Here is a 9,582-nt window from a genome sequence, read left to right as displayed (position 1 = left end):
GGCCACCGCCGCCATCTCCAGCGGCGTCATCTTCTCGGCCACGGTGTGCATGACGGCGTTGTCGTTGGTGCGCTCGCGCTTGTTGAACAGCTTGAGCTGCGTCTCGGTGTAGCTCGCGTACTGGCCGGCCAGCCGCGGCAGCCCGGCGGCCCCCGCCGCCTGCGGGCCATGGCAGCCCACGCAGGCGGGCACGCCGCTGTACTTGTTGCCCTGGTGGTAGATGTACTGGCCCACCGCGGCCAGGGCGGGATCCTTCGGCGGCTCGGGCGTGTGCTTCATCTTCTCGAAGTACTTCGCTACCGCCTCCATCTCGTCGGGCTTGAGCGGTGCCACCATGCCGGCCATGGCGGTGCTCTTGCGCTTGCCGTTCTTGAAGTTCTCCAGCTGCTTGAGCGTGTACTCCCAGTGCTGGCCCGCCAGGCGCGGGAACAGCTCGCTGGACGACTCCCCTTCGGCACCGTGACAGACGAAGCACACGCCGGAGACGATCTTCTTCGCACGCGCCTCGTCGGCCTGGCTCCAGGCCGTGCCGGCCAGCAGCGCCGCCACCGCGGCGACGGCCCATCGATTCAATCCGGAATGACGCATCTTCGTTCTCTTCACAGGCAGGCTGGCGCCGCGCCGGGCGGCGCCAGCCGGTTGCAGCATGGGGCTCAGGCTAGGGAGTCGGCCCAGATGTTGCGCGCCCAGGCCATGGCGTAGCGGCCTTCCAGCTCGTTCGCGGCGCTGGAGACGCCGCCCGAGCCGGGCACCGTGAGCATGGTCTTCTGGCCGGCGTCGTAGCGGTGCACGCTGGCGACGTGCACCACGTCCTCGTCGCTGACGAAGCTGTAGCAGGTGTTGTTGTAGATCGGCAGCGGGTTCACCGGCTTGCCCGTGAGCAGCGCCACCACGGCGGCGGCGCAGGTCTTGGCATGCTGGTTCGCCATGTGGCCCGACTTCGGCATGGCCGGCGCGATCTGGATGGCGTCGCCGAGCACGTGCACGTTCTTCGCCGCCTTGGACTCGAAGGTGAGCCAGTCCACCTCGCACCAGCGGCGGTTGGCGGTGGCCAGGCCGGTGCGCACGGCGATGTCACCGGCGCGCATCGAAGGCACGACGTTCAGCACGTTGCCCTTCACGTCGTCGCTGAACTCGAACTTCAGCGTGCTGCCGGCCACGTCGACATCGGTCAGCTTGTGCTTCGGGCGGTACTCGATGATGCCCTTGTAGCGGTCCGCCCAGGCCTTCTTGAACAGCGGGCCCTTGGAGGTGACGTCGTCGTTGCCGTCGACGATGATGACCTTGCTGCGCGGCTTGGCCTTGCTGAAGTAGTGCGCCACCTGGCAGGCGCGCTCGTACGGGCCGGGCGGGCAGCGGTACGGGGCCTCCGGGATCGACAGCACGTAGACGCCGCCGTTGGGCATGGCTTCCAGGCGCTGGCGCAGCGCGGCCGTCTGCGGGCCGGCCTTCCAGGCGTGCAGCACGGCATCCTGGGCGCCGGGGCGGTTCATGCCGGGCAGCGTCTCCCACATGAAGTCGACACCGGGAGAGACGATCACGCGGTCGTAGGGCAGCTCGCCGCCGCTGCCGAGCTTGACGATGCGCTTCTCGACATCGATGCCGGCGGCGGTGTCACGCACCACCTTCACGCCATGGCGCTTGGCCAGGTTGTCGTAGGGCGTGGTGATGTCGGCCATGGTCTTGCTGCCGCCCAGCACCAGGTTGGAGATGGGGCAGGAGACGAAGGCCGCGTTCGGCTCGACCAGGGTGACCTGGATGCCCTGGTCGGACCACATGCGAATGTACTTGGCGGCCGTGGCGCCGCCGAAGCCGCCCCCGATGACCACCACCTTGGGGCCGGCGCCGCCACCCACGGTGGCGCAGCCGGAGAGGAACGAGGCGGCACCGGTGGCGGCGACCGCGCCGGTGAGCTGGACGAACTGGCGACGTTGCATGACGGGGCCCTCCTTCACTTCTTCTGCGCGGCGAAGTAGCCGGCGATGGCGTTGATCTGCTCGTCGCTGTAGCCCTTGGCGAGCTGGTGCATGACGGTGGCGGGCTTGCGGCCGTTCTTGAAGTCGAGCATCTTGGTCACGATGTCCTCGCGCTTCATGCCGGCCAGGGATTCATTGCCGGGCTGGGCTACGCCGTTGGTGCCGTGGCAGTTGGCGCACGAGGCGGCCCAGGAGCGCACCTGGGCGGCATCCTGCGCAAAGGCGGGCCCGGCACTGGCCAGGACCAGCGCCGCGGTGGCGAGCGCCGGAATCGGGTTCTTCATGGTCGTGTCTCCTTCGAGGGTGGGGGACAGTGGCGCGGGCGCCGGGAACAATATATATCAACTGGCTCTTATATTAGGACCTGGAGCCCCAGGGCGCCACATGGTGAAAACCCCGTGGCCCGCGGGCGGCCCGAGTCAGGGCCTTGTCAGTTCAACGAAGCCGGATCACGAGGCCATGTCGGACTCGATCGCGATCTGCGTGCACACGGCGCGGCACAGCGTGACCACGCGGTCGTTGATGATGCGGTAGTAGATCTGCACGCCCTCGCGCCGGCGGCCGAGCACCCCCGCCTGGTAGAGCGTGTTGAGGTGCTGCGACATGTTGGGCTGCGTCGTCTGGATGTCCTCCAGCAGCTGGCTCACGTTCTTCTCGCCGTTGCACAGGCTGCTGATGATCTTCAGCCGCATCGGCGCCGACATCACGCGGAACACCTCGGCGGCCATCTCGAACACCTCGTCGGATTCGGCGATGGCGCGGTCGGCCTGGGCGGCGGGTCTGCGGGCCATGGTGCGGCGCGCGCCTGCGCGCTCAGGGCTTGATGTAGGCGTAGCGCTCACGGAACTGCAGCGCACCGATGCGCGCCACGCCGGACGGCGTGAACTCGGCATCCATGCTGAACTGCTCCTTCTTGAGGTTGCGGTTGCGCAGGGTGATCTCGCACACCTCGAAGCGCACGCCGCGCGCCTTGAGCGCGCTGATCAGGGCGCCGTAGTCGATGTCGGGGTTCTTCGGGTCCTTCGCGCCCTCGAACAGCATGTCCACGCCGTTGGCGTGGGTGACGACGGTGATCTTCGTGTCGGGCGCCACGTCGAGGTGGTTGCGGATGTTGCGCAGCCCCTTGGTGGCCTGCGCGGCGGCGTCGTCGATGTGATAGATGACCTTGTCCTGCGCGAACGCCGGCAGGCAGGCGGCCGCCAGCACCAGTGGCGCGGCCAGACGGGATAGTGCGATGGGCATTGAGCGCATGAAAGCTCCTGGGAGTGGGGCACTACACGCCCCGGGGTGAGCATACACGGCGCGTCGGGCGGTCGCATCCGGGTCAATCACTAGATCAGCCTGGACGAATATGGAGCGGCGCGCCGAAAGCGCACGCCCGCCTGCGGTTCGTCTGACATGCATCAACGCGTCAGCCAGTCACCCGGCAGAATATCAGTCATTGCTGAATTAAAGGCCGCCCATGGACCTGTCCTCCCTTGTTGAGCGCCTCGGCGAGGCCCCGCTGCTGGCCGCCGGCGGCGCCGTCGTGGGCCTGGCCTTCGGCTTCTTCGCCCAGCGTTCCAGCTTCTGCCTGCGCGCGGCCGTGATCGAGTTCTGGCGGCGTCAGGCGGGCGAGAAGCTCGCGATCTGGCTGCTCACCTTCTCGGCCGCGGTGGTGAGCGTGCAGGCGCTGGTGCTGGCCGGCTGGATCGACGTGGGCAATGCGCGGCAGCTCGCCTCGCGCGGGAGCCTGTCGGGCGCCATCGTGGGCGGCCTGCTCTTCGGCGCCGGCATGATCATGACGCGCGGCTGCGCCAGCCGGCTGCTGGTGCTGTCGGCCACGGGCAACCTGCGTGCGCTGCTGTCGGGCCTGATCTTCGCCGTCACCGCGCAGGCGGCGCTGGGCGGCGCGCTCTCGCCGCTGCGGCAGACCATCAGCGCCTGGTGGACGGTGGAAGGCGGCGCCTCGCGCGACCTGCTCGCGATCACCGGTGCCGGCCACTGGGGTGGCTTGGCCTTCGGCGCGCTGTGGCTGGCCGCCGCGCTCTGGTATGCCCTGCGCAGCCGCCGCAGCGTGTGGAAGTGGGTGGGCGGCATCGGCGCCGGCCTCGCGGTGGCGGCCGGCTGGACCTGGACGGCCCGCGTGGCCGCCAGCTCGTTCAATGTGGTGCCGGTGCAGGGCCTCACCTTCAGCGGGCCCTCGGCCGAGTGGCTGATGCGCGTGCTGGCCTTGCCGGCGCCCCACTGGGGCTTCGACTCCGGCCTGCTGCCGGGCGTGTTCGCCGGCGCCTTCCTCGGCGGCCTGATCGGCGGCGACCTGAAGCTGGAAGGCTTCAAGGACGGCTACAGCATGCGCCGCTACATCGCCGGTGCCATCTTCATGGGCTTCGGCTCGATGCTGGCCGGCGGCTGCGCCGTGGGCGCTGGCGTGACCGGGGGCGCGGTCTTCGCGCTCACGGCCTGGATCGCCCTGGCGGCGATGTGGGTCGGCGCCGGGCTCACGGATCGGTGGCTGGATGTGCCGGAGGCACGGCGGGCGGAGGCCGCGGCCGCGGCGACTGCACGGCCACCCGAGGCGCCGGCGCAGCCGATGCCGACCTGAGGCGGTCGCAGGGCCAGCGGCCCTACTTCTCGTCGCCCATGTGCAGCCAGGCGTTCTCGGGCAGTTCCTCGATGAAGCGCATGACATCGGCCAGCACGCCGTGCTCGCCGGCCCACTCGATCTGCTCGCGGAAGCACAGGCGCTTGGTCAGCGGCGGCGTGGCGGACCAGGAGGCGCCGGTGGCGGGCATCGGCGGCGGGGTCCGCACCTTGGCCCGTTGACCGGCGGTGGACAGCAGGTAGGTGAATTCGTCCCACTGCAGCGGGCGCGGGCAGACGCGGTTGTTGCGCCGCGCCACCACCATGGCAAGGTCCACCGTCAGCGCCGGCGGCTCGGGCGCGGCCACCTTCGGGCGACGCACCGGCTTGGCCATCGGGTCGATCGCATCGGCCGGCTGGGTGTTGGCCCAGCTGCGCTCCTCGGGGGAGAGCACCATGGGCGCGGAGGCCGGCTCGGTGTCGGCGAACTTGCGCTCATGCGCCTGCGAGGCCTCGGACCATTCGGCCCAGGCGGATTCACCGCTGCCTTCGACGACCTCAGGCGCGGGAATGGTGTCGCCCGGCATGTAGGTCGAGTCGAGGTAGTTCTTCTTACCTTTCGCCGGCTTCGGCGTTTTGGAGGAGGCATCTGCCATGCATCTGAATCTAATCGGGATCCGGCAGGCCGGCAACCGCCAATCCATGATTTGCAGCGTGAAAGTCGGGTAACGCCACGCGTCGATGCACGGCCGCGCGGCACCGCGTGATGGCCTGTGCCCACGCCGTGCCAGCGCTTAGACTGCGCAGCATGCAAATCCAGTTCCTCGGTGCCACCGGCACCGTCACCGGCTCCAAGTACCTGGTGCGCCATGGTGACCACCACGTGCTGGTCGACTGCGGGCTGTTCCAGGGCTACAAGCAGCTTCGCCTGCGCAACTGGTCAGCGCTGCCGGTGGACGCCGCGCAGATCGACGCCGTGGTGCTCACGCATGCCCACATCGACCACAGCGGCTACATCCCCCTGCTGGCGAAGCAGGGCTTTCGCGGCAAGGTCTGGTGCAGCGCGCCCGCGCGCGACCTCTGTCGCATCCTGCTGCCCGACAGCGGCGGCCTGCAGGAGGAAGAGGCCGACTACGCCAACCGCCACCACTTCAGCAAGCACAGTCCCGCCCTGCCCCTGTACACCCGCGACGACGCGGTACGCAGCCTGAAGCAGTTCCACGCCGTGCCCTGGGGCGAGCGCTTCGAGCCAGTGCCGGGCCTGCACGCGCTGCTGGCCCGCGCCGGCCACATGCCGGGGGCCGCGCAGGTGCGGCTGGACGACGGCCGGCGGTCCATCCTGTTCACCGGCGACGTGGGACGGCCGGCCGATCTGGTGCTGCGCGCGCCCGATGCCCCGATGGCGGCCGACTACCTGGTGACCGAGTCCACCTACGGGGATCGCGAGCACCCGGACAGCGACGTGCTGGAGCAACTGGCCGAGGTCATCAACCGCACCTCCGCGCGCGGCGGCACGCTGGTGATCCCGGCGTTCGCCGTGGGACGGGCGCAGACGCTGATGTACTGCATCCACCTGCTCAAGCAGCGCGGCGCCATCCATCACCTGCCGGTGTTCCTGAACAGCCCGATGGCGGCGGATGCACTGCAGGTGTACCACCGGCACCCGGCCGAGCTGCGCCTGCCCTCGCACGAGCTGGAGGCGCTTTGCAATGCCGCCACCATCGTGCGCACGCCGGAGGAATCCCGTGAGCTGAACGCGCGCAAGGGCCCGATGGTGATCATCGCCGGCAGCGGCATGGCCACTGGCGGGCGTGTGGTGCACCACATCAAGGCCTTCGCGCCCAAGCGCCAGAACACCATCCTGCTGGCCGGCTTCCAGGCCGGCGGCACGCGCGGGGCGGCACTGGCCGACGGCGCGCCTTCGGTCCGCATCCATGGGGAGGATGTCCCGGTGCGCTGCGAGGTGGCGCGCATCGACGCGCTGTCGGCGCATGCGGATGCCGCGGAGCTGGAGGCCTGGTTGCGCACCATGCCGCAGCCGCCCCGACGCGCTTTCGTGACCCACGGTGAGCCCTCTGCCGCTGACGCCATGCGCCAGCGCATCGAGCGCCAGCTGCGCTGGCGTGCGGATGTGCCGGACTATCTGCAGACGGTGACGCTGGATTAGCGCTCAGCCCGTCAGGCGAGCCCGCACCACGCCGCGAACCGGTGGAACGCATCCATCCACAGCGCCCACGCGGCCGTGAGGGCGAGCAGCCCGCCCGCGATGCGCGTGCCCCAGTCCTTGCGCAGGCGATTGCCCCACTGCTGCAGCCACCGCAGCGCCGAGGGCGCGAGGCCCAGCGACACGCCGCTGCCGAGCGCGAAGAGCGCCATCGCCATCGCCCCCTCCACCGCGCCGCCGGCGAGCGAGGCGACGAGCAGCGCCGACCACAGCAGCCCGCAGGGCATGAAGGTCCACAGGGCGCCCGTGGCGATGAGACCGCCGCGCGCCTGGGCCAGCGGCCGCACGCGCGACCAGACGCCGCGGCCCACCGACTCCACCCAGGCGGGCTGCCGCGCTTGCGCCAGCAGCATCAGGCCCCAGGCGAGCACGGCGAGGTGAAAGAAGGTCCAGACCGGCCTGAGCGCGGCCGTCTGCGCGGTGAGCCACGCCAGCGACTGCACGGTGGCACCGGCCACGGCACCGGCAGCCGAGTAGCCCAGCAGCCGGCCCAGCTGGAACGAGGCCATGCCCCGCATCGGGGGCGCACCGGCCCCGTGGATCACGCCGCCGCAGGCCGCGCCGCACATGCCGATGCAGTGCGGGCCGCCGGCCAGGCCCATCACGAGGGCCGTGAGCGCGAGCGTGGGGGTGAGCATCCTCAGATGATGCGCGAGAACCGGGCGCGGTTGCGGTCCGCCTGCAGGTAGCGGTCGAACTTCATCGCCACGCCACGCACGAAGAACCAGCCCGAGGCGGTGACCTGGATGCCGGCGTCGTCCATGACCACGAGGCCCTGGCGCTGCAGCTCGCGCATCTCCTCCAGTTCGGGGGCGAAGTAGTTCTTGAAGTCCAGCAGCCAGGCGAGCTCGATCGACTCGAACACCACCTGGCCCTGGCACATCAGCGCCATGATGACCGCGCGGCGGGCGAGATCGTCGCGCGAGAGCGCGAGGCCGCGCACCACCGGCAGCCGGCCCTGGCGCAGCGCGTCGCAGTACTCCTCCAGCGTCTTCGCGTTCTGGCTGTAGGTGGCGCCGACCTTGCCGATGGCGGAGACACCCAGACCGATCAGGTCGCAGTCGGGCTGCGTGCTGTAGCCCTGGAAGTTGCGGTGCAGCCGGCCCTGGCGCTTGGCCACCGCGAGCGCGTCGCCCGGCAGCGCGAAGTGGTCCATGCCGATGTACACGTAGCCGGCCGAGAGGAACGCGGCGAGCGCCTGCGACAGCATGGCGATCTTGCCGGCCGCTTCGGGCAGCTCCGCCGCGTCGATGCGGCGCTGCGGCTTGAAGCGCTCGGGCAGGTGCGCGTAGGCATACAGCGCGATGCGGTCCGGCCGCAGCTGCGCCACCTGGCCCAGCGTGCGCGCGAACGACTCGGGGGTCTGCTTCGGCAGCCCGTAGATCAGGTCCACGTTGATGGAGTCGAAGCCGATGCGCCGTGCCTCGGCCATCAGCGCCGCCACCTGCTCATACGGCTGGATGCGGTGCACGGCCTTCTGCACCTCGGGGTCGAAGTCCTGCACGCCGAAGCTGATGCGGTTGAAGCCCAGGTCGGCCAGGGTCTGCAGCCGCGTGGCATCGACCGTGCGTGGATCCACCTCGATCGAGCACTCCGCGCCCGGGGCGACCGCGAAGCGCGAGCGCAGCATCTGCATCAGCTGGCGCAGCTCGTCGTCATTGAAGAAGGTGGGGGTGCCACCGCCCAGGTGGACCTGGCTCACCGGCTGGCCCGGGCCCAGGATGCCGGCGTGCAGATCCACCTCTTTCTCGAGCCAGCCCAGGTACTCGGCCGAGCGGCTCTTGTGGCGGGTGATGATCTTGTTGCAGGCGCAGTAGTAGCACAGCGACTCGCAGAACGGGATGTGCACGTACAGCGACAGCGGCATCGCCAGCGCCGAGGGGCCTTCGCGCCGCTGGGCGAGCGCCTGGCCGTAGTCGGCATCCGTGAACGCCTCGACGAAACGGTCCGCGGTGGGGTAGGAGGTGTAGCGAGGCCCGGGCACGTCGAAGCGCCGAAGCAGATCGGGGGTGATCGGGGATTCCATGGCGGTTTTCATACTGTGATTCGGACTGTGCGCCGGGCCATGCCGGGTGCGATTGATCCAGGTCAAGCGTGCCAGCCCCCCGGCACCGACAATTTGACTCAGGTCAGACCCCCCCAACCCATGCCCTCCGTGGATACCCGAGCCGCCATGCCCCTGCCCGTCATCGAGACGGCGAAAGTCACCCCGTCCGCGATGAAGGTGGCCTGCTCCAACTGCAACCTGCGCGAACTGTGCATGCCGGTTGGCCTGAATCCGGAAGAGATGGCCCGCATCGACGAGGTGATCTCCACCCGCCGCAAGGTGCGCCGCAAGACGCCGCTGTTCCGCAACGGCGAGAAGTTCCACGCCCTCTATGCCATCCGCACCGGCGTCTTCAAGACCAGCGTGACGGCCGAGGACGGCCGCGACCAGGTGACCGGCTTCCAGATGGCCGGCGAGATCGTGGGGCTCGACGGCATCGTGGGCGACCACCACACCTGCGATGCCATCGCGCTGGAGGACTCCGAGGTCTGCGTGCTGCCGTTCGACCGCATCGGCGAGCTTTCGCGCGAGGTGGGCGCGCTGCAGCACCACCTGCACCGCATCATGAGCCGCGAGATCGTGCGCGAGCACGGCGTCATGCTGCTGCTGGGCACCATGCGCGCCGAGGAGCGCCTGGCCGCCTTCCTGCTGAACCTGGTGCAGCGCCTGCAGGCGCGCGGCTTCTCGAAGTCCGAGCTGGTGCTGCGCATGACGCGGCAGGAGATCGGCAGCTACCTGGGCCTGAAGCTGGAGACGGTGAGCCGCACCTTCTC

The 9,582-nt window shown here is 69.8% G+C and carries 11 protein-coding genes; 3 read left to right on the top strand and 8 right to left on the bottom strand.

All coding sequences use genetic code 11. The features are described 5' to 3' along the window. The 5 genes from ACE3T5_RS19515 to ACE3T5_RS19495 all read right to left on the bottom strand — a co-directional run. Positions 1-588, bottom strand: a 588-nt coding sequence (locus ACE3T5_RS19515; protein WP_374669776.1) for a cytochrome c, incomplete at its 3' end; no start/stop codon positions are given. A 65-nt stretch (positions 589-653) separates the two neighbouring features. Beyond that, a complete protein-coding gene (locus tag ACE3T5_RS19510; protein ID WP_374669775.1) occupies positions 654-1,937 on the bottom strand; it encodes an FCSD flavin-binding domain-containing protein in 1,284 nt (427 codons plus the stop codon). Between the two features lie 14 nt (positions 1,938-1,951). Beyond that, the gene (locus ACE3T5_RS19505) at positions 1,952-2,260 is read right to left on the bottom strand and encodes a cytochrome c (RefSeq protein WP_374669774.1); all 309 of its coding nucleotides are present in this window, start codon (positions 2,258-2,260) and stop codon (positions 1,952-1,954) included. A 165-nt stretch (positions 2,261-2,425) separates the two neighbouring features. Continuing rightward, complete coding sequence (locus tag ACE3T5_RS19500; protein ID WP_374669773.1) at positions 2,426-2,767, bottom strand: ArsR/SmtB family transcription factor; 342 nt, start codon at positions 2,765-2,767, stop codon at positions 2,426-2,428. 22 nt (positions 2,768-2,789) lie between these two features. Beyond that, positions 2,790-3,227, bottom strand: a complete 438-nt coding sequence (locus ACE3T5_RS19495) for a DsrE family protein (protein ID WP_374669772.1) — start codon at positions 3,225-3,227, stop codon at positions 2,790-2,792. 211 nt (positions 3,228-3,438) lie between these two features. On the opposite strand from ACE3T5_RS19495, the gene ACE3T5_RS19490 reads away from it, so the two are divergent. Further along, complete coding sequence (locus ACE3T5_RS19490) at positions 3,439-4,560, top strand: YeeE/YedE family protein (RefSeq protein WP_374669771.1); 1,122 nt, start codon at positions 3,439-3,441, stop codon at positions 4,558-4,560. Positions 4,561-4,582: 22 nt separating this feature from the next. On the opposite strand, the gene ACE3T5_RS19485 is transcribed toward ACE3T5_RS19490, so the two are convergent. Beyond that, positions 4,583-5,194, bottom strand: a complete 612-nt coding sequence (locus tag ACE3T5_RS19485) for a hypothetical protein (protein WP_374669770.1) — start codon at positions 5,192-5,194, stop codon at positions 4,583-4,585. Between the two features lie 152 nt (positions 5,195-5,346). On the opposite strand from ACE3T5_RS19485, the gene ACE3T5_RS19480 reads away from it, so the two are divergent. Then, positions 5,347-6,705: an MBL fold metallo-hydrolase gene (locus tag ACE3T5_RS19480; protein ID WP_374669769.1), complete on the top strand. Its 1,359-nt coding sequence runs from the start codon at positions 5,347-5,349 to the stop codon at positions 6,703-6,705. An 11-nt stretch (positions 6,706-6,716) separates the two neighbouring features. On the opposite strand, the gene ACE3T5_RS19475 is transcribed toward ACE3T5_RS19480, so the two are convergent. Further along, positions 6,717-7,400: a sulfite exporter TauE/SafE family protein gene (locus ACE3T5_RS19475; RefSeq protein WP_374669768.1), complete on the bottom strand. Its 684-nt coding sequence runs from the start codon at positions 7,398-7,400 to the stop codon at positions 6,717-6,719. Positions 7,401-7,402: 2 nt separating this feature from the next. After that, the gene (gene hemN, locus ACE3T5_RS19470) at positions 7,403-8,788 is read right to left on the bottom strand and encodes an oxygen-independent coproporphyrinogen III oxidase (RefSeq protein WP_374669767.1); all 1,386 of its coding nucleotides are present in this window, start codon (positions 8,786-8,788) and stop codon (positions 7,403-7,405) included. A 147-nt stretch (positions 8,789-8,935) separates the two neighbouring features. On the opposite strand from hemN, the gene ACE3T5_RS19465 reads away from it, so the two are divergent. Then, positions 8,936-9,582, top strand: a 647-nt coding sequence (locus ACE3T5_RS19465; protein ID WP_374669766.1) for a cyclic nucleotide-binding domain-containing protein, incomplete at its 3' end; no start/stop codon positions are given.

The organism is Ramlibacter sp., assembly GCF_041916345.1.
Taxonomy (GTDB): Bacteria; Pseudomonadota; Gammaproteobacteria; order Burkholderiales; family Burkholderiaceae_C; genus Ramlibacter.
The sequence above is the reverse complement of the archived record's forward strand: the minus strand, read 5'-3'. Positions and strand labels throughout refer to the sequence as shown.

What these genes read in the sequence shown, in the direction of transcription:
- ACE3T5_RS19510 (WP_374669775.1), bottom strand. Translation starts at nt 1,937, where the DNA reads ATGCAACGTCGCCAGTTCGTCCAGCTCACCGGCGCGGTCGCCGCCACC.
- ACE3T5_RS19480 (WP_374669769.1), top strand. Translation starts at nt 5,347, where the DNA reads ATGCAAATCCAGTTCCTCGGTGCCACCGGCACCGTCACCGGCTCCAAG.
- ACE3T5_RS19490 (WP_374669771.1), top strand. Translation starts at nt 3,439, where the DNA reads ATGGACCTGTCCTCCCTTGTTGAGCGCCTCGGCGAGGCCCCGCTGCTG.
- ACE3T5_RS19500 (WP_374669773.1), bottom strand. Translation starts at nt 2,767, where the DNA reads ATGGCCCGCAGACCCGCCGCCCAGGCCGACCGCGCCATCGCCGAATCC.
- ACE3T5_RS19485 (WP_374669770.1), bottom strand. Translation starts at nt 5,194, where the DNA reads ATGGCAGATGCCTCCTCCAAAACGCCGAAGCCGGCGAAAGGTAAGAAG.
- ACE3T5_RS19495 (WP_374669772.1), bottom strand. Translation starts at nt 3,227, where the DNA reads ATGCGCTCAATGCCCATCGCACTATCCCGTCTGGCCGCGCCACTGGTG.
- ACE3T5_RS19475 (WP_374669768.1), bottom strand. Translation starts at nt 7,400, where the DNA reads ATGCTCACCCCCACGCTCGCGCTCACGGCCCTCGTGATGGGCCTGGCC.
- ACE3T5_RS19505 (WP_374669774.1), bottom strand. Translation starts at nt 2,260, where the DNA reads ATGAAGAACCCGATTCCGGCGCTCGCCACCGCGGCGCTGGTCCTGGCC.
- hemN (WP_374669767.1), bottom strand. Translation starts at nt 8,788, where the DNA reads ATGGAATCCCCGATCACCCCCGATCTGCTTCGGCGCTTCGACGTGCCC.